This window comes from Rhizobium sp. PvP014 (assembly GCF_017876855.1).
In the GTDB taxonomy this organism is placed as follows: domain Bacteria; phylum Pseudomonadota; class Alphaproteobacteria; order Rhizobiales; family Rhizobiaceae; genus Neorhizobium; species Neorhizobium soli.
On sequence record NZ_JAGIOT010000001.1, the window covers coordinates 375,648 to 392,920 of the forward strand.

Sequence of the window (17,273 nt, forward strand, 5' to 3'; positions counted from 1 at the left end):
TTTGGGCATAACGGGTGGAAATCAATGGGCGGCAGATCCGCCCATTGCGAGCGTCAGGTGTTGGCGCCGATCTTGAGAGCGCGCATCGGCTCAGGATTGTAGACGCCGCCGCCAACCCGCTTCGTCGTGTAGAAGTGAACGAATGGCTTGTTGGTGAAGGGATCGCGCAGGACGCGAATGCCGACTCGGTCGACGACGAGATAGGTTGCTTCCATGTTGCCATAGAGGGCTGCGATGGCATCAGCGGCGATGGCAGGCATATCCGGGATTTCGACGATCGATTCCCCAGCCAACGTTGCCGGCTGGCCTACCGCGTAGGACGGCTGCCACAGGTAGTTGCCCTGGCCGTCCTTCAGCTTGCGCATGGCGCCCTGCGACTGACGGTTCGTGAAGAGCTTGGCACCGGCACGGAACTCCGAGGGGATCGAGTAGAAGAGATCCAGGAAGCCATCTGGCGTCAGCTTCGTGGCGTCCCCAGACTTGACGACCCCAATCGCCCCCCACGGGTGACGTGCAGCGTTCGCGGCGCCCTCGACGTAGGTCAGGACACCGTGAGGCTTATTGACGCCATTGCCGGAGAGAAACGCGATCCCTTCCTGACGCGAGAACTCAGTGTCGACTTCGTCGCCAAGCCAGGCTTCGAGGTCGATCGCCGCATCGTCGAGCAGCTGCTGAGAGATGCCGGGATTTGCGTAGATCTCGCCAAGTGGGAAGTCCAGCTGGCCGATCTGGGGAGTCGACGTGGCAGGGCGAGACGCCGTTTCACCGACCCAACCCGAGCCGACTGCACGGTCTGTAAAGTTCTTCTTGAACCCGGCCGCGGTGATGGTGATCACCCGGGCGTTCGCGCGGATCGGCGACACCTGCTTGAGCTTGCCGGTAATCGTTCGATCCCACTCGACTGGAGCGAGATAGCCGCCATCTTCCGCCGTGCCCTTCTGCATGGCAGCGGAGATATCGCCCTTGCGCATGTGCGCCTTGAACGCGTTCGTGTATTCCGGATCGCCCGGAATATCACCGATCACGCCGCCGCTGGCTGCCGCAACCTTCAGGTTGAGTTCGTCGACGGCCTTCTGCATGTTGGCCTGCATCGTGCCGATATCGGCATTGATGCGCTCGACCTTCTCGTCGAGAACGACATCTGCCTTCCCCTTCTTCAGGTCGTCGAGCTGCTTCGTGTGTTCAGCTTTGAACGTCTCGAAGCCGCGGTTAACGGCTTCGATTGCAGCCTTGAGGTCACCGGGTGCTTCAGCACGCACAGCAACAAGCCCGCGAGCACGCGGGCGATGAATGATCGACATTACTGTCTCCTAATCGTTGATTGATATGGTGGATGCGAGAGCTTGAAGGCTCGCGAGAACGCCAGCGTCCTGCATGGCGGGTGCGACAGCGTCCTGCGTGCCGCGAATGTCGTTGAAGAGAGATCTGCGCTCGGCTTTGGTCAGTTTCCCGCCCTCAGCTAGTTTCTTATCCCAGCCCCGAAGGGATTCCGGGAGATCAACAGACGTTTCGGCGTAGACCGGCGCCTGAGCGTGAATATCGAGAAGCGCATCGGCCAGGCCTATATCGACGGCTGCCTGGCCGCGAAGGTACGTTCCGTCGCCAGAGTTCTTTGCCATCATGCGCAGCATCTCAGCCGGTTCACGGCCGGCACGCTTCGCGTATGTCTCAGCCATGGCCTGGTCGAGGTGTTTCAGCGTCTCGATTGTCGACGAATGATCGTCGGAGTTTCCAACCGTGATACCCCATGCCTTGTGGATCATTATCTCGCCGTTTGACGGGATAAGAACACGATCAGCAGCCATAGCGACCAATGACGCTGCGGACGCCGCTATGCCCATGATATGGACGGTGACCTTGCCGCGATGCCTCGCCAGCATGTTGAAGATCGCGACGCCCTGAAAGTAGTCGCCACCTGGCGAGTTAATTTCAACCGTGACGTCGGTATCTGCTCCGATTGTCCGCAGCGCTGCCGCCATTCGCGCGTCCGAGAATCCCTCGTCGCCGATGAAATCAAACATGCTGATCGTTGGCCGATCGCCACTCTCTACCCCGGAGCGAGCGCGAAAGGCAGCGGCCAACGGCTGATCCGGTTCGTACTTGAAACCCTGCGGCCGAGAGAACTTCTCTTCGATGGCGGGCATCTTGGCAAAGAAGCGACTACGCTGCGTTCTCATTACCTTCTCCCTCAAGCGGTGGCCCGCCATTGTGGTTCATCATGGGATTGATTGGCTTCTCGCGAGCCGGAAGATCCATGGTGTCGCGAGCCTCGTCGTAGTGGATCCAAGGCTGATGACCACCGGCGCCGAGTGCTTTCGACAGATATTCGCCTTGCTCTTTCAGCGAGCCTCGAAGAAGGGCACCCGGATTGAACTTGGCCTCGTAGATATCGGCCTCGTCTTCGTCGAGGAGGCAACGCTCGATCGCTTGCTGCCAGGCTTCGAACCAAGGATTAAGAGCATAGGCGACAAAGAACTGTCCCAGCGCCTCGATACCGGAGCCCCAACTCGTTTCATCTACCATCAGCAGTGGCCGAGGCACGCCTGATACGCGGGCAATCTCTTCGATCTGGAGCTTGCGCAGCTCCGTCATCTGCGAGTCTTTTGCGTTCGAACCGTACGCCTTCCACTCCATCCCCTCTTCGAGGATCAGGTTCTTGCCGGCGTTATCCGCGCCTTCCTTCTCTGCAAGGCTTGCCTTGAGACGTTCGAAGGCGGGATCGGACAGTGTCCCTTTGTGCGAAAGCGCGCCGCCAACCAAAGTGCCGTGCTTGAACATGCGGCCAGCAGCCAATTCAGCGCTAAGCGCAAGCCCGATGGCCTCCCTTGCCTGTTCAACGAGCGAGAAGCCGTTGAGGCCATCTAGCGATGCGCCTCGAAGGTGAAAAATTTCCTCCGCCTGATAGCGCACCCGAGGTCCGGATACCGGCTGGTACACATAGTCCATGCGCCAACTGGGGCTCAGCGTGACGGTCATTCGCTTCGACTCAAGCGGGATCAAGCCGATGATCGTTGGTTTACCGGTCCGCAGGTCAGTCGAGCGCAGGATGCGCGCGTAACTGTTCCGGTGAACCAAAGCTCGCATCTGCATCGACGCCCGGAAATCGAAAGCGCTCTGATACCCGTTCGGCTTGCGGTGCAAGATCCGGTAGAGGGGATGGCCCTTGGCTTTTTCCTTCGTTTTCTGTTCGATCAGATGGAGAGGCAGCATCCCGATCGAGTTTGAGATGAGACTGACGGCACGAAACATTGACGGGTTTCGCAGAGCTGTTTCCGGGTTCACTGTGAAGCCGCTCGCCGTCATCATGCCGGTGCGCAGGTACTCGACCACCAATGGATCGTCCAACGAGACGAAACCAGCGCCGCCGCTCGCCTCTGCGCGCGGCTGAGACGCTGTCACTGCCGCGGCCTTACCGCGAAACAAATCCATGATGCCCATCGGCTCAGATCATCCTTATTCCGCGCGTCTCATAGACAGAGCGGCCGGAGGCTTCCGGGTTGAGAAACATCAGCATGGCGGCATTGAAGAGCGCCATGAGCGGGTCGATCTTCGAGGCGCCTGCGGCCTGTTTGGTGACGAGATAGTTAGAGCCCCGAAGCTCCGTCTTCGCGTTACCCGCAGCCCAGGCCATGAGCGGCTGTCCGCAGTGAACCATCGTCCGATCTTTGAGCTTGCGCGGCAGTGTCGTGATTGCCGACTGAAGCATCCAACCTTGGCCAACGGCAAGAGTGAGGTCCCCCTCAAGACCACGTTCTGCCAGCACATCAAGCAGGGTTGCGATCCCGTAGGAGTCCAGGCCGATCCCGGCACGCTCTGGCAGAAGTCCGGAAGCGTGAATGCGTTCGCAGATGTCTGCGATTTCCTTCACATCGTCGTCGACTTCCTTGCAGACGACTAGGTCGCCTTCATCTTCGAACTGGCGAAGGCGAGGCGCGATTTCCTGACGGCGCTGGAACACGTCTTCATGCGCCCATGCTCGACCCCAGTGCAGCCAGTTGCGGCTTTCCTTGTGCCGGCCAATGACAGCAATCGCCATCAAGTCATCGAGACCGCCACCGTCAACACCGACCACTGCGACATCGCAGTCGGCAAGAAGGCGGTCGAGCGTCATGCCTGGGACAGCGGCGGCGAGCCAGTAGTCAGCGCCGGCCCATCGATCGGCGTGCAGCCCGAGGCCGATCTCGACGTTGAAGTGCTGCGACGCGATCAGTGCCAGCTTCTCCGGCCCCTCGCGCATAGCGGTCGCGATCTCGCCAGCAAGGTAATCTTCGTCGACAGAGCGATTGAGGTTTGGATTGACCAAGCCCCACCGCTCGCGGCGCATCCATCCGCCATCGACGGCGTCCTCTGGCGGCAGCTCGTAGAGAACGGCCAACATCGGGAATGCGAAAAGGCCGTCCCGAACGTCGCGCGCTTTTTTCAGTTCAGCCTTGAAGACGCCCGTCGGCGGCGTTTTCGACTGTGTTGTGATCTGCGCCAGGAACCCGTCCGGACGCGCTGCAAGAGAGCCCCTGATCTCGACGAAGATGTCGGCCGCTTTCGCCATGGTGGCAAAGACATGCGTCTCGTCGATCAGGATGTAGGTCGCCTTAGAACCGGTGATCACGTCAGCTGCAGCGGCCTTTACGATGATCACCGCCAGCGTGTTGAGGTGGGTGATCATCTTCAGGTGGTCTTGGATGTGGAAGAGCTTGGAAAGCTCTGCATCCAGGCGAACGATGCCGGCAGCCTGCTTGAATGAGATGCCGGCAATCGTCTTCGTCGGAGCGATCAGCAACAGCTCGGCTTCAGGTCTCTCATTCAGGATGGCGGCCGTCACCATGATGGCGGCGGCGATCGACGACTTCCCGTTCTTCTTGGGCACGAGCAAGAAGAACTCGCGCAGCATGCGCCGCTTCAGGTCCGGATCATAACTCCCGAAGATGACCCGGACGATATCGAATACCCAGTCGTCGCAGGCTTCGCCATAGGTCGGATTGCCAATGACATCCGGAACGCGCAGGCGCTTGAAGATCCGGAGCGCCTTTTCCGCGACCTTGTCGAAGAGCGGAAGATCCGGGATTAACGAATGCTGAAGCCGGATGCGTTCTTTCCAGTCCAGGACAGCAGTCGACCAGGCGGCGGCCGGCATCCATGCCGTGTCCATCAGTTCGGTTTCCCTGCCATGCCCGGAAGCAGGTCACTGCCCCACTGGCTGTCTTCGCCGGCAGTCTTTGCAGCCGCCTTGGCGACTTCCTTTTTGCCCTGCGGCGCGGTGTCATCCTTCGCCACGGCTCGCTTCTGCTGGGCATCGCGCAACCGGCTGTCCATGCCCATGCGATCGTTGCTGTCGAGCATCTTGCCGAGTTCCTTTAGCGCGGTGACGTTACCGGCGTTCGACTGCTCCATCGCGATCTCGAACCGCCGAGCGTCGAGCCTGTCCCGCATGGCATCACGCTGCTTCAGCTCGGCTCTAAAATACCTCTTCAGCGTGGCTGGAGAGATGCCAATCCCGTTTGCCATCCGATCGATAGACCAGCCAAGCGCCAGCAAGAGCTTGATTTTGTTTCGGTCTTTCTCGGTCGCCTCATAAGGCGGGCGACCTCGCTTCCCCTTCCAGTCCGGAACAGGGTGGCCGAAGAGGTCAAATATCTCGCTCATCCGAAAAAAATCTCTACGTGAGGGGGACGCGGGTGCAGGAGGCGGAGGGGTTCCAGACTTTCGCCCCCCCCCCCTCCCGGTCGATGGTATCGACCGATGCAGCGATCGTTCTCGACAGGTCGGGCCATCTCTGATCGTATGGCCCTGCAACCAAGGGAGGAACGTATGAACAACCAAGAGATGGCGAACAAGATCTTTGAGCTTGAGGCGCAGATCAACGGATTGATGATCTACATCGCATCCAAAGAAGCAGGGGTCGAACTCGATCCCGAGAGCCCAGAAGCAAAGAGCTTCTTCAAGACGAATGTGATGCGTGACTACGATACCAGGCAGAGATCTCTACCGCCTAGCACGGAAGCACCATCGGCTATGGCCGCTGATGGTTACTGGGATACCTTGGCAACGGCACGCATACCTGGGCTTGTAAGGAAGCTTCAGGAGAAGTTCGGTAAATAGCTAGAACCGAGGCCATTGAACGGTGGGTAGATCCTCGCCGTTCAATAGCTCTTCAGCCAGTTCGTTGGCCAGCTTCTCGCCATACACTGCGACGATGACAGCGAATATCTTGTTAGCTGGAATGGTCATGAGCTTCTGAAGCTGCTCGGGCTTGGGTGCACGTATCATTGTCTCACCATCCGGGCTGCGCCCGCTCCTGCTTTTGCTTCTCGCTGTCGTGGTAGGCTTTGGTCACGGTCTGCAGGTTGTCGATGTCCCAGAACAACTGCTCGTCCCAGCGATGCGGCTTGACGTGGTCGACCACCGGACTGTTTGGCGCGGGATGCTTGCCGAGGCAGACCGCCCCGGTCTGCTGGCAGGTGTAGTCGTCCCGCTTCAAGACATCCCGGCGCAGCTGCTTCCAACGTTCGCTGTGATACCATTTGCGGTTCGGGGTGTTGATCTCACGCTCTCTCAGTCGAGCCTTCTCATCACCAGGCGCACGCCCTAGTCGGGGCGGCATCGAGGTCAGTCGAGGTGGAAGGGACTTGAGACGAGGCATACTCTAAGACGACAAAAGGCGACCTTCCGGCCGCCTCGTCGTCTAGTCATAGCAGTAGCACTTGCCCTGAATCGGCGCCTCAATCTTGGGGCTTGTAGGGCTGGGGCAAGAGACACTGTTCCCTGCAGATCTAACTCTGCTTTGGCGGGATCAACGTCCCGGCATCTGAGGGTGTGCACTTCCTGCTCGTCCAGTGGATGAATGACTCTCACAGCTTCTTTAGGAACGCAAGAGGGATTCGCGAGATTGGAAACACCCTTCCTGACACCTCGATCACGACAGACGCCCAAGCTTCTCTGCACCACGCTACCTTTGTCACCAAGCAGCCGAATCCAGTAAAAGGGCCGATTGTAACCTCGGCTTTGTCTCCATCTTCAAAGGACTTATTCGTAGGCATTCTTGAGACGTCGATCGCATGGAATAGAGCTTTGAATACAGCTACTTCTGCATCTGTTATGACGTAGTAGTTGCCATTAACCCCGCCGACCATATCGATTACAAATGGTTGCCTCCGCAGCCCGTGAAAGGCGGCTGATGAAGGGACGCATCGGACGAGCAGATAGCCTCCGAGGTATGGCTTTTCGACTTCAATCTTACGCCCATGACGAACCTGCAATGCCTTTTCGCGTGGTACGTAAGCCTCAACATCCGCCGCCTGCAGCTCTTTTTCCACAGCGAACTCATGCCCCTTCATCACGTGTAGGCAGTACCAGCGGGCCGAATCAGGATTTTGCTCAGTGATTTGCATGGAAGCTTCCTTCAGGTTTCTAGCTGCGATTCGGCGCATTCTGTCTTCGAAGCGCTCTCTGCCTTGGTTTGCGATTGGCGATCCGATCACCGTTTTATGCTGCATCATCGTCCCGCCTCTCGATCAGCTTCTTCTGGAACTCGCGAAGGGCAGCAGCCACCGCCTCATCAGGATCTTCGATGCCATCCGGCAATGCAGGGAACTGCACGAACGGCAGCCCGTTCGGCTCTGGCAACCACGGCCAGCAACGATCAGCATGAAGCCGCTTCCAAGCGTCCCAGATATTGCCGCCGACCTCGACCTTGTCGAAGCTCGACGAGATCGAGACGATGCGCGGATGAACGAAGACAGGCCGACGCTCACGAGCGCCTTCGTTCAGCTTCACCGCCTCTGGCCAGCCGAACTTTTCCCGCTTGTCGCGCCAGATCACCGCTTCCTTTTCAGGCTTCGTGTCGATGATCTGCGCTTCCAGCGGTGTCAGCGTCAGATGCACAGGCGGCTTGGATAGCTCCGCAAGCCGCAGCGCACTCCAGGCGCGCGAATATGGATTGTGCCTCTCAGGTGTCGCCGCAGCTGCAGGCCTGTCGTCTAGACGCTCCCAAGCCCGTTCCGAGAGATAGGTCGCCGCAGCCTTCGAGAACTTGCGACCGCTGGCTTTTGCCGCAGCGAGATAATCCGGGGTCCGTTCCTCACAGGCTTTACGCTGCTCCGGCGCCATATCCTGCCAAGCACGCCGTGTCGGCATCTCTGCGTCGATGGCGTATGTCGGCCACGATGACCACCATTTCCGAAAACGCCGTTCCAGCGCTTTGGGATTTTCTTCCCCTTCATCGTCTTCGCTCGCGCGCTCTCTCTCTTCTCGTTTTGCAGGAGGCGTTAAGGTAGAGGCGTTAATAGGTGCCGGTCCAGAACCGGCAGGGGGTGCCGACTCTGGACCGGCAGGGGGTGCCGGTATACCGGCAGGGGGTGCACCAGCTGCAGCCGCCGGATTAGGATCAAATTCCTCTTTGTCGTCGGCGTCCCATGCGTCAAATGCAGAGCTATCGACGGCTGAATCGTAGATGACGCGATACCAATGAGCGCTGTCGCGACCGCTCGCGCTTTCCACCTTGCGGCGCTCCAGCGCACCAATTTCCACGAGACGATCAATCGCCGCCTGCACAGTCGAGCGCGAGCACGACAGTGCCTCCGCAAGCTTCACCTGGCTTCGCCGGCACCAGCCGTGGCGGGTGTTGGCGTTCCGGCCCAGCATGCAGATCACCTGCAGATCCTTGCCCTTCAAGCGCGGGTCCGTAACGATCCATCCCGGTATGATCGAGAGACGGGGCTCAGATGTCATTCCACCATTTCCCCCTGCTTCACGGCGCCCCACATCAGTTTGCGGGCATGATCCGTGATCTGGCGCGTCTCGATCGGGATCGACCCGTCCTCCAGCCGCACCGAATTGACGTGAGCGACGAGCGCCGCGAGATAGGCGAGCCCGCCTGAGAAGCCGGCAGTTCCCAGCACAGCCGCAATGTCGGCGTGGTCGCGCTGGATGACGCCGAGCGGAATGGTCGAAAGCCATACAGCCCGCGCCCGGTCGTTTTGCAGTCCCGCCAGAATATCGAGGATGGGATTCACGGGACCGCCCTCGGTGTTTCACGTTGCGCATATGCTGTAACAGCCTGATTCCGCTGGCTTCGATCACGGAAGACGAGATAGTCGGAAGGATCGACACCCATCGCCGTGCATAACGCGAGGTGGCTTGCTGCCGACAAAACCTGACAGCTGCACGCGCGCGAGATCATCGCCGGGTTCAGTCCTTCATGCGCAGATGAGGCGTTGCGCGTCGAGAGGCCTGTCGACTTCAGCCAGTCGCGTGTGTCCATCGCCAAACGATCGCGATCGATTTCGGGGATCATCGAATTATCTCCTGTTCTGTCATGCCGACGAGGCGGATGCCGAACCGACCGGGGTCCGCGTTCAGCGCCTTCCAAAGCCGCTCGCGCGGCGCCGGCGAAATGCGGCGACCGGACAGAACCAGATCCAGCTGCTCCGGCGTGATGTCCGCACGGCGAATGAGGTGAGCGCGCTCAGCGGCGCAGGCCTTGTCGAAGCTCAGCGCCTTGCGGCGAGCGCTCTTGCGTTCGTCCGGAAATGCCACGCGATACCCGGCCATCTGGATGCGTGCGTTCACGAAGCCGCGCAGCATGGCGGGTGAGAAGTCAGGGTTCACGCCGCCACCTCGTCGAGTGTCGCGCCGAGCAGCACCGCAGCCGTGGCATTGAGCGCAGCCATGCCACTTGGAGAGATCTGCCACCCGTCATCACCGTGGCCGGCCCAGATCAGACCCTTCGCAGCGAGATCCGCAATCAGCGCGTCGGAAAGCGATGGCCGAACACCAATGCCGCGCCGCAGCCGTGCCGCGTCAAAGCCCGGGTTCTCTGCCACCCACACCAGCGCACGTGCCGTCTCTTCATCGCAGCGTTCTTCCAGCGTCTTGCGTGGCGTGGTGCGGGTGAACTCGTCATCCGGAACATCGAACAGCAGCGGGGAAACAAACCCACCGGCACCAGGCGTCAGTGGGTCAGCCGTCTCGTAGGCTTTCCAGTCGACGCGGATAAGCTGCGGATGACCGACGCCATAGCTGCCGTCGTCGTTCCGCTCCCATATGAACCAGGCCGTATTCATCTGAGAGCTGGCCTTGTCGCCTTCCCAGCCGTCGCGATGCATCATCGGCAATCGCCGGGTGAAGACGTAAACCCGCGATGGCGGGCATTCGTCCATCACGAAGCACCTGTCAGGATCATCGAAACCACAAAGGAAGTTGAGGTTCAGCAGCATCGCCATCTTGGGCGGCTTGTGAGCGCGCAAAGCATGCGCGACATACGCATTCGCCACGCCATAGGGCGGGTTGGTGACGATGTCGCAGCCGCCATCTTGACCAACGGAAATAAGGAAGTCGCCGACGCCCTGGCACTCGCCATGCTGCGTCGTGACGCCGCGATCGACGAGGTCGGATATGGTCACCTCGTAGCCCGCAGACTCCAGCGGACGCAGGATCGCACCTTTGCCTACGCTAGGTTCCACCACGTTCAGGGTGAAGCTTTCCAGCGCCAGCAGCGTCCGCATTGCTTCGCTCGGCGTCTCGTAGAGATCGTGGCCGCGTTCTTCCTTGGTTGCCGTCTTGGTGCCCGTCGCGTGCCGCGCCGCCTTCTTCAGTGCCGCGCGGCTCGGCTCCAGCCCTTCGGACATCCGCACCTCGATGACGCGATCCACGAAGTCAGGCTCGTCGCGCACGTGGTCACGTAGCTTGCGCGCCTCATGGAGATGCTTTGCATCCAAGCCCACGTCTTGGAGAGTGAAAATATTCTCGTCGGGAATATTTAATGGCCGACCCGGACGGGCGATTTGCCCCTTCGCTTGCGCATCGTCGACGGCGTCCGCCATGGCCACATAGCAGAGGCTTTCGATCTTCAGCGCTTCCGCTTGCATCCGCCGCGCCTTGTCGACCAGGTCCCGCGAGGTCTTCACACGTTCGGCAGAACCGGCGACAGCCTTCGCTTGATCATAGGCCACGGACGAAAGCTTGAGCGCGCGCTCGACATCGCCGGCATCCAGCAACGCGCGCGCGGTCTCTATCGACGTCACGAGTTCCGAAGCGTCGTGAATGACGATGGCGCTCATGACGCCCTCCGATAGCTACGCCAGCCATCGAGAATGCGGGAGACAGTTGCCTCCGAGACACCAAGCCCCTTGGAAATAGATGCGCTATCCCGTTCACCGCGCTCCCAGAGGAGCAGCGTGGCGCCGACGATCGCGTCAAGATCCGCGTCGGTGATCGGCATATCCTTTTCGCGCGCGCACACTGCCGCAAAGCCGAGGTCGAACACCTGACCAGCCCAGATCGACGAGCCAACGCCACGTTCCTTGGCCTGACGATCGAGCGTCACTTTCGCGCGCTCTGGAATAGAAAGCGTGATCCCGACCTGGCGTTGAGGAGCCCGCGCCATCAGTGGTGCTCCTCACCGACACCGCGTGCCCGGCACTCTTGCAACGCAGCCGCAAACCCGCGCATAGCTTGGTCGTCATCAAAACCGCAGGATGCGACGACGACAGCCGACGTCGTGAGCATCAAAGTCGTGACCTTCATGGGATCATCGAAAGGCAGACTTTCGATTGTCGCCTGCATAAAGGTTTTGCGCATTTCCTCTTCGCTTGGCATCAGCACCCTCCAACCATCATGGCATCGAGGCGCGCCAGGTACTGCTTCGCAGCAACGATCCGCTGGCGAATGGCCTGCCGCTCGGCGGCGTCGATGTGGTCGTCCTCGATCGCGAGAGCCACGGTGCGCACTACGTCGTCGAGCACGCCGTCGAGCCGAAGGATGGCAGCCGCTGTCACAGCCCCGAAACTGGTCGGTTGCTCCTGCGAGACGATCCGCGAAAGTGCCGAAAGCAGGAAGGGGTGGCCGGTGCGGCGATCCAGCTCGGCTGCGAGGTCAAAGCGAATGAAGTTCTGCCCCCACTCAGCGCCGGTCGACGCGTACTTGGTGAGCGTCGACGAGCCGACGCCAAGAGCCTCGGCAGCGCGACTGACACCGCCCATGGCCTCATAGGCTGCAGCCGTTGCGGCTTTGATGGTAGATGCATGAAGGTCGGAAATAGTGCGCACGAAAACAGCCCTGGGTGAGGTCAAGGAAAAACAGGATCGGAAAGGATTCCGTGAAACTGGCGAGGTCGCCCGCTACGGTCGCGACATCAGATCACGGGGGACCACATGCGCGAAGCTCAAGAAAAGAAATCGGCCGGAACGGTCCGCCAGACAGGGTCTGCTCCGGCCGAGTTGCCGCGCGGCGTGAACGCAATACCTGCGCCGAGCGGTGTTTGGTGGCGGGCGGGGAGGAACAGCCGCCACCAGGGGGAACATCGTAGAAGAGGCCCATCATTCAGCAGCCTCCCTGCAGATCGCAGCGGCGTTGGCCAAGCAATCATAAGTGACACCCTCAATCCGTCTCTCACGAGCAGCGTCGACCATATACTTCCAGTAACCAGAAGGGATCGAGTTACGGCGGCGCATAGCCTTCGCGCTCTCGTAAGCGGCTCCTATGTCCGCTGCGAAATCACTAAGCGTGGGCCAAAGGCTGATGAGGTCCGCGTGTGTCATGGCCGCAATAGGTGCAACATGCACCTAACTTTGTCAATGAGCAATGGATGTGATTTTCACCCCAGATTTTGGGTACATCTCGCACCATGAAGAATGCGAACGAACGACTTGAACGAGAGAACCGCGCCGCACGCCTTAAGGAGGCGCGCCTGTTATCCAAGCTGGGCGGCTATCGAAAACTGTCGAATTTGCTTGGCTGGAACGAAAACACATACAAAAGCCATGAGCAAGCCAAGAGCAGCTTCGGCCTAGTCGATGCACGCAAGTACGCGAAAGCATTCAAGGTCTCTGCTCAGTGGTTATTCATGGGCATTGGCGAGCCAGGTGATGTCGACCTCGAACCGGTCATCGCGACTGACGTTCCGCTAATCTCATGGGTGAGCGCAGGCGAACTTAGCGAGCAGCCCGGAATGATAACCTTTGGCGAGTCGCCAACCATATCAGCATTGGACTTGCCAGACGGCGATTGGATTGCATTGCGGGTCGAGGGCGATTCAATGAACAAAATATCGCCACCCAACTCAATCATTTTCGTCAACCGGAAGGATAGACGACTAGCTCCAAATGCCTGCTACGTTGTTTCCGATGAGACAGGCGCAGCTACTTACAAACGGTATCGCCCTGACGATGATCCGCCGTTCCAGCCGGCGTCCTATAAAGAAATTCCACCACCAAAGATGGAAGGTTCGGTCACCGTCATAGGCCGCGTTCGACGGTCGATAATTGAAATGTAAACGCTCGCCGGCACGAATCACACTTCGTAAAAGGTGAATTACGCACCTAGATTCAGAGCCTTAACCGCGTAGGTGCAAACGGCACCTATATTTCGCTTGATCCTATTAGGTGCATATTGTACCTACTCTCCATCCAAACGGCATGTGTTTGGATTGCCCTCCGGCAAGCTGATGCGCACTAGCCCATGCTGCGCATCAGCTATCCCGGTCTAACGGATGGAGATCTGCATGAAGCCCTACAACCCCGTCAAAGCCCGTAACATTCCGCTCGAACTGGCACAGATCCAGCGCGAACGCGGTTACGCGCTGACGCGTTCCGAGTTCAAGGCGCTCGGCTACACCGACGACCAGCTTTCCGAATCTAATATCCTCAAAGCTGCCGAGATCTACGCTCAGCTCTGCAACGAGCGCGTTGCCGCCTGATCCGCTTCGGTGCCCGTCTGCGTACCCCCGGCGTGAGCCGCGCAGACGGCATCCGAAACGGATCGGAGGCCACAATGTCAGCCGTCAAAAACCCTCAGCAAATGCCTACTACACTGCCATTGTCACAGATGACGATGCTGCAGCTGAACGAAGAACTCGCATTCTGGACAGCTGAAATCGCCAGCAATGAACGTTGGGGCATATCGGCTGAAATCGTGATAGAGATGCGGTTGGAAGTGGAAGCGGAAATCGTCCGCCGCCATGCAGCCGAACGGCGTAACGCACCTTTCATTGTCGATGATCCGGGTGTTCGTCCTTCGACGATCGCTATCACCGGATCGGGACGCGCCCGCCTCGAATACCTCCCATCGCGCTTCACCATCGCTTTCGCCGTCGTGATCTCGATCATCGGCATGTGCGCCGCTGCTGGACTAGCCGGCCAGCGCGTCGGGGAGTTTGAAACACGTTATGCGCGGGAGGCGGTATGAGCGCGACCATCCTACGCCTGCCAGTCCGCCCCGCCCCGCGCGCCGTCGAGACCCGTCCGGCCTCCTTCTTTCAGCGCGAGCTCGGCGCAGTCGCAGCCAATCTGAACGATGCCGCAGGCAGGTTCAGAATGCTGTCCGACCGCGCGAGCGACGAGGCATCCATCGTCGAAGGCACGCGTTCGCTTGAGGCCGCGCTCTTTCATGCGCTGACCCTTAGTGGATGCCTCCAGGCAGACCGCCCGCTGCGCGATCTTCTGCTTTCGCGCCTAGCGCAGCGGGAGGCCTGAACGTGGCAGATCTTCCAGCCGCCAATGCAGTTCGCGCCGCTTTTGCGGATCAGGGCGTCAAGCTTCCCTTGCGCCTCTCCGACGAGGACGTCGGCGTGATCCTCGACGATGAAGGCGCCGACGTGCTGACCGTCGACAGCAACGGCATGCGCGACGACCGGAAGGTGCAGATGATCGCTGCGCTGGTCGCGACGGCGGTCAACGATCTTGCAGGCTTCGATTTCGAACCGGCCGGCCGGAGTTTGACATGATGGGCAGCTCCCAGAACAAAGAACGGCTCGACACCATCCGCGCGCGCCACGGCGAGGCAAGCACCGACTGGAGAGCGATCGACAGCGCCGTTCATGGCGAGCAGCTGACAGCTCGCTTGCTACCAAGCCAGCCCGCGCTCGCCCTTGTGACGCTGACGGAAGAGTGCGGGTATCAGGACCGCAACTTTCTCCTGCACGCACACGGAGACATTCTGTTCCTGCTCCGCATGCTGGCAGACGCGTTCAGAAAGATCCGCGAGCTGCAGAAGCTTCAGGAGCAGCCGCGACCGGACTTGGCGAAGGAATGCGGCAGGATCTGCGAGGACACGCAGTTCAAGCAATTCATGCTGCAAAAGCACGGCATCCCGTCCGACGACCGCGAGCGCTTCGCTACCGGTGTCCGCAAGGTCTTGGCAATCGAGTCCCGATCTGAACTCAACACGCACCCTGCCGCCGCCAAGCGCTGGGACGTCCTACTCGGACGCTTCCGCGAATGGAAGGAATCAGCATGAGCCGAAGAGATCAGATCCGCGAGAAGGTCATGGCCCGTGTTCAGATCGACGATCGCACCGGCTGCTGGACTTGGACTGGCCCGACATCAGGCAAGGAAGGTCGAGGCGCCGGATATCCTCGCATGTCTTTAGGCGGGCAGACGGTCGCCGTGCACTTGGTCATGTGGACCAACGAGCACGGCTACATCCCTGGAAAGAAAGAGATCGACCACTACTGCCGAAACCGTCTCTGCGTGCGGCCCGAGCAGGATCACCTTCAACTCGTCACCCGCAAACGAAACATCCTGCGCCAATGGGAAGCGCGCAGGGCTGCTCTCGTCTGCCAAGAGGTTCAGAGCCATGACTGACGATATCCACCGCTGCCCGATTTGCGCCGTGCCCTTCAAAGCGGACGATGTTTGCGCCGACGACATCACCGAAGGCACCTGCCATGCGGAATGCCTGGAAGGTTCGCCGGTCGTCGATCTCGAAACAGGAGACGAGCTGCCGGACGGAAAGGTCGACACCTACCTCTACAGCGAGGTCATGGAGCAGCCTGCACCCGCACCGAAGCACTCGCTGCCTTCCGAAGCCGCTGCGCACGGCCAAGTATTCACGCCGTATGCGATCGACGAGAGCGGACAAGGTGCCGGCTTCGATACGGCTCCAGCCACGGAGACAGACCATGAAGAATAGGCTTATCGACCTCAATAATCACCTGTTCTCTCAGCTTGAGCGCTTGAGCGAAGAAAGCCTCACGACCGAGCAGATCGAGAACGAGGTGAAGCGCACGGACGCTATCGTCGCCGTTAGCGAGCAGCTGATCAGGAACTCGGAGCTTTCCCTCAAGGCCGCGACTCTGGTTGCCAACCACGGCGACAGGTTCAAGCCGATGTTGCCTACGATCTTCCGTCCGCCGGAAACCATCGAAGGCAAGGCGCTCACTGATGGGAGCGAAAAATGAAGGGCACGCGGATCCAGTATAGTGCCGCTGAGATGGGATGGCTTGAGGCCAACCGCCTCCTGCCGATCACCGAGTATCACGCGGCTTTCTGCCAGCAGTTCTCGCGCCACGACGTCTCAGCGGGAAACCTCCATGCGTTGCGCAAGAGGAAGGGCTGGAAAACAGGCCGCACAGGTCATTTCGCCAAAGGCGGCACCCCGTTCAATAAGGGCGTGCCGTGCGAACCCGGCAAGGGCGGTCGTCACCCGAACGCGCAGCGCACCCAGTTCCGACACGGACAGGTCCCGCATACCTTCAAGGGCGCCGGTCATGAGCGGGTCGACAGCAAGGACGGTTACGTCATCATTATCGTTGATGAGGTGAACCCGTGGACCGGCGCTGCGACCAGGCCTGTTCATAAGCACCGCTGGCTCTGGGAAAAAGCGCACGGCCCGATACCGGACGGCTTTGTGCTCAAGTGCACAGGCGAAGACAGGACGAACTGCGACCCTTCGAACTGGGAGTTGATCCCGCGTGAAGTCTTGCCACGGCTGACCGGCCGCTTTGGCATGAACTACGACCAGGCCTCGCCCGAAATCAAACCGACCATGATGGCCGTCGCCAAGCTGAAACATGCGGTGACGCAGGTGCGCAGGAGGAAATCAGCATGACCAACACCAAGACCCCAGCACCCGAGACGCATTTGGTGGGCAATGACTTCATTCACAAACTGATCGAGAACGCGTTCTCGTGGGCCATGGAAGGCTGCCACTACCTCGATCCGAAGAGCATGGATCGGCTGATTGAAGCGACCCAGCAGGGCATGAAACCCGAACAGGCTGCGACGTGGCGGTCTGACCTTCCGGAGATAATCGCGCGGCGCGCCGAGCTGTTGCGTCAGCACTGGTCAAGCTTCTGCGATGCAGATGCGTTCCCAGGCAGTGACATATTCGCCGACCGCATGGAGGCGGCAGGCTTCATCGAGCTTGTCCCGGTCACCAAGGAAGCGCTTGAAAACCACTTTGCGGCGGAACGCGGCATCGAGCTAGGAGGCATGATGTACAGCCTGACGGACGCCGGCCGTGCGGCCCTCGCCAACACGGAGGGCACGGCAGGATGAGCG

At 59.9% G+C, this 17,273-nt stretch carries 27 protein-coding genes; 12 read left to right on the forward strand and 15 right to left on the reverse strand.

Annotation, left to right across the window (positions count from 1 at the left end; translation table 11 throughout):
* Positions 1–53: 53 nt before the first annotated feature.
* Genes J3A65_RS01715 through J3A65_RS01735 form a run of 5 tightly spaced genes read right to left on the reverse strand, consistent with a single transcriptional unit; the run spans position 54 to position 5,640 of the window.
* Complete coding sequence (locus tag J3A65_RS01715; protein ID WP_209898855.1) at positions 54–1,301, reverse strand: phage major capsid protein; 1,248 nt, start codon at positions 1,299–1,301, stop codon at positions 54–56.
* Positions 1,302–1,310: 9 nt separating this feature from the next.
* Positions 1,311–2,177 carry a head maturation protease, ClpP-related gene (locus J3A65_RS01720; RefSeq protein ID WP_209898858.1) on the reverse strand — a complete coding sequence of 289 codons (867 nt, stop codon included), beginning with the start codon at positions 2,175–2,177 and terminating at the stop codon, positions 1,311–1,313.
* Positions 2,161–3,438, reverse strand: coding sequence for a phage portal protein (locus J3A65_RS01725; RefSeq protein WP_245341402.1), 1,278 nt, complete (start codon positions 3,436–3,438; stop codon positions 2,161–2,163). The genes J3A65_RS01720 and J3A65_RS01725 overlap by 17 nt, the downstream gene beginning before the upstream one ends.
* A 4-nt stretch (positions 3,439–3,442) precedes the next feature.
* Positions 3,443–5,146 carry a terminase large subunit gene (locus J3A65_RS01730; protein ID WP_209898862.1) on the reverse strand — a complete coding sequence of 568 codons (1,704 nt, stop codon included), beginning with the start codon at positions 5,144–5,146 and terminating at the stop codon, positions 3,443–3,445.
* On the reverse strand, positions 5,146–5,640 hold the full coding sequence (locus tag J3A65_RS01735) for an AraC family transcriptional regulator (RefSeq protein WP_209898865.1): 495 nt from the start codon (positions 5,638–5,640) through the stop codon (positions 5,146–5,148). The genes J3A65_RS01730 and J3A65_RS01735 overlap by 1 nt, the downstream gene beginning before the upstream one ends.
* Before the next feature lie 165 nt (positions 5,641–5,805).
* Here J3A65_RS01735 and J3A65_RS01740 point away from each other — a divergent pair, with 165 nt between their 5' ends.
* Complete coding sequence (locus J3A65_RS01740; RefSeq protein ID WP_209898868.1) at positions 5,806–6,096, forward strand: hypothetical protein; 291 nt, start codon at positions 5,806–5,808, stop codon at positions 6,094–6,096.
* A gap of 172 nt (positions 6,097–6,268) precedes the next feature.
* Here the strand turns inward: J3A65_RS01740 and J3A65_RS01745 are convergent, their stop codons facing one another.
* From J3A65_RS01745 to J3A65_RS01790, 10 genes are all read right to left on the reverse strand, one after another.
* Positions 6,269–6,598 (reverse strand): HNH endonuclease, encoded by a 330-nt coding sequence (locus J3A65_RS01745; protein ID WP_245341404.1) that lies wholly within the window; start codon positions 6,596–6,598, stop codon positions 6,269–6,271.
* A gap of 247 nt (positions 6,599–6,845) precedes the next feature.
* Positions 6,846–7,385: a transcription termination/antitermination NusG family protein gene (locus tag J3A65_RS01750; protein ID WP_245341406.1), complete on the reverse strand. Its 540-nt coding sequence runs from the start codon at positions 7,383–7,385 to the stop codon at positions 6,846–6,848.
* Between the two features lie 94 nt (positions 7,386–7,479).
* Positions 7,480–8,724 (reverse strand): helix-turn-helix domain-containing protein, encoded by a 1,245-nt coding sequence (locus J3A65_RS01755; protein WP_209898877.1) that lies wholly within the window; start codon positions 8,722–8,724, stop codon positions 7,480–7,482.
* A complete protein-coding gene (locus J3A65_RS01760; RefSeq protein ID WP_209898880.1) occupies positions 8,721–9,008 on the reverse strand; it encodes a hypothetical protein in 288 nt (95 codons plus the stop codon). The genes J3A65_RS01755 and J3A65_RS01760 overlap by 4 nt, the downstream gene beginning before the upstream one ends.
* Positions 9,005–9,289 carry a hypothetical protein gene (locus J3A65_RS01765; RefSeq protein ID WP_209898883.1) on the reverse strand — a complete coding sequence of 95 codons (285 nt, stop codon included), beginning with the start codon at positions 9,287–9,289 and terminating at the stop codon, positions 9,005–9,007. Before J3A65_RS01765 ends, J3A65_RS01760 begins: the two co-directional genes overlap by 4 nt.
* A complete protein-coding gene (locus J3A65_RS01770; RefSeq protein ID WP_209898886.1) occupies positions 9,286–9,603 on the reverse strand; it encodes a hypothetical protein in 318 nt (105 codons plus the stop codon). Before J3A65_RS01770 ends, J3A65_RS01765 begins: the two co-directional genes overlap by 4 nt.
* The gene (locus J3A65_RS01775; protein WP_209898888.1) at positions 9,600–11,054 is read right to left on the reverse strand and encodes a hypothetical protein; all 1,455 of its coding nucleotides are present in this window, start codon (positions 11,052–11,054) and stop codon (positions 9,600–9,602) included. Before J3A65_RS01775 ends, J3A65_RS01770 begins: the two co-directional genes overlap by 4 nt.
* Positions 11,051–11,380: a hypothetical protein gene (locus tag J3A65_RS01780; RefSeq protein ID WP_209898891.1), complete on the reverse strand. Its 330-nt coding sequence runs from the start codon at positions 11,378–11,380 to the stop codon at positions 11,051–11,053. The genes J3A65_RS01775 and J3A65_RS01780 overlap by 4 nt, the downstream gene beginning before the upstream one ends.
* Positions 11,380–11,592, reverse strand: a complete 213-nt coding sequence (locus J3A65_RS01785; RefSeq protein WP_209898894.1) for a hypothetical protein — start codon at positions 11,590–11,592, stop codon at positions 11,380–11,382. The genes J3A65_RS01780 and J3A65_RS01785 overlap by 1 nt, the downstream gene beginning before the upstream one ends.
* A complete protein-coding gene (locus tag J3A65_RS01790; protein WP_209898897.1) occupies positions 11,592–12,041 on the reverse strand; it encodes a hypothetical protein in 450 nt (149 codons plus the stop codon). The genes J3A65_RS01785 and J3A65_RS01790 overlap by 1 nt, the downstream gene beginning before the upstream one ends.
* A gap of 578 nt (positions 12,042–12,619) precedes the next feature.
* On the opposite strand from J3A65_RS01790, the gene J3A65_RS01795 reads away from it, so the two are divergent.
* The 11 genes from J3A65_RS01795 to J3A65_RS01845 all read left to right on the forward strand — a co-directional run bounded on the left by J3A65_RS01795 (position 12,620) and on the right by J3A65_RS01845 (position 17,270).
* Positions 12,620–13,267, forward strand: a complete 648-nt coding sequence (locus J3A65_RS01795; RefSeq protein WP_209898899.1) for a S24 family peptidase — start codon at positions 12,620–12,622, stop codon at positions 13,265–13,267.
* A gap of 228 nt (positions 13,268–13,495) precedes the next feature.
* The gene (locus J3A65_RS01800; protein WP_209898901.1) at positions 13,496–13,690 is read left to right on the forward strand and encodes a hypothetical protein; all 195 of its coding nucleotides are present in this window, start codon (positions 13,496–13,498) and stop codon (positions 13,688–13,690) included.
* A 74-nt stretch (positions 13,691–13,764) separates the two neighbouring features.
* The gene (locus tag J3A65_RS01805; protein ID WP_209898905.1) at positions 13,765–14,178 is read left to right on the forward strand and encodes a hypothetical protein; all 414 of its coding nucleotides are present in this window, start codon (positions 13,765–13,767) and stop codon (positions 14,176–14,178) included.
* On the forward strand, positions 14,175–14,465 hold the full coding sequence (locus J3A65_RS01810) for a hypothetical protein (protein WP_209898907.1): 291 nt from the start codon (positions 14,175–14,177) through the stop codon (positions 14,463–14,465). The genes J3A65_RS01805 and J3A65_RS01810 overlap by 4 nt, the downstream gene beginning before the upstream one ends.
* Positions 14,466–14,467: 2 nt before the next feature.
* Entirely contained in the window at positions 14,468–14,716 is a 249-nt protein-coding gene (locus J3A65_RS01815) for a hypothetical protein (RefSeq protein WP_209898910.1), read from the forward strand.
* Positions 14,713–15,228, forward strand: coding sequence for a hypothetical protein (locus tag J3A65_RS01820; protein ID WP_245341408.1), 516 nt, complete (start codon positions 14,713–14,715; stop codon positions 15,226–15,228). The genes J3A65_RS01815 and J3A65_RS01820 overlap by 4 nt, the downstream gene beginning before the upstream one ends.
* Entirely contained in the window at positions 15,225–15,575 is a 351-nt protein-coding gene (locus tag J3A65_RS01825; RefSeq protein WP_113110261.1) for an HNH endonuclease signature motif containing protein, read from the forward strand. The genes J3A65_RS01820 and J3A65_RS01825 overlap by 4 nt, the downstream gene beginning before the upstream one ends.
* Positions 15,568–15,903, forward strand: coding sequence for a hypothetical protein (locus tag J3A65_RS01830; protein ID WP_209898914.1), 336 nt, complete (start codon positions 15,568–15,570; stop codon positions 15,901–15,903). Before J3A65_RS01825 ends, J3A65_RS01830 begins: the two co-directional genes overlap by 8 nt.
* Positions 15,893–16,171 (forward strand): hypothetical protein, encoded by a 279-nt coding sequence (locus J3A65_RS01835; RefSeq protein WP_209898917.1) that lies wholly within the window; start codon positions 15,893–15,895, stop codon positions 16,169–16,171. Before J3A65_RS01830 ends, J3A65_RS01835 begins: the two co-directional genes overlap by 11 nt.
* Complete coding sequence (locus J3A65_RS01840) at positions 16,168–16,821, forward strand: HNH endonuclease signature motif containing protein (protein WP_209898919.1); 654 nt, start codon at positions 16,168–16,170, stop codon at positions 16,819–16,821. Before J3A65_RS01835 ends, J3A65_RS01840 begins: the two co-directional genes overlap by 4 nt.
* Positions 16,818–17,270 carry a hypothetical protein gene (locus J3A65_RS01845; protein ID WP_209898922.1) on the forward strand — a complete coding sequence of 151 codons (453 nt, stop codon included), beginning with the start codon at positions 16,818–16,820 and terminating at the stop codon, positions 17,268–17,270. Before J3A65_RS01840 ends, J3A65_RS01845 begins: the two co-directional genes overlap by 4 nt.
* Positions 17,271–17,273: the final 3 nt, after the last annotated feature.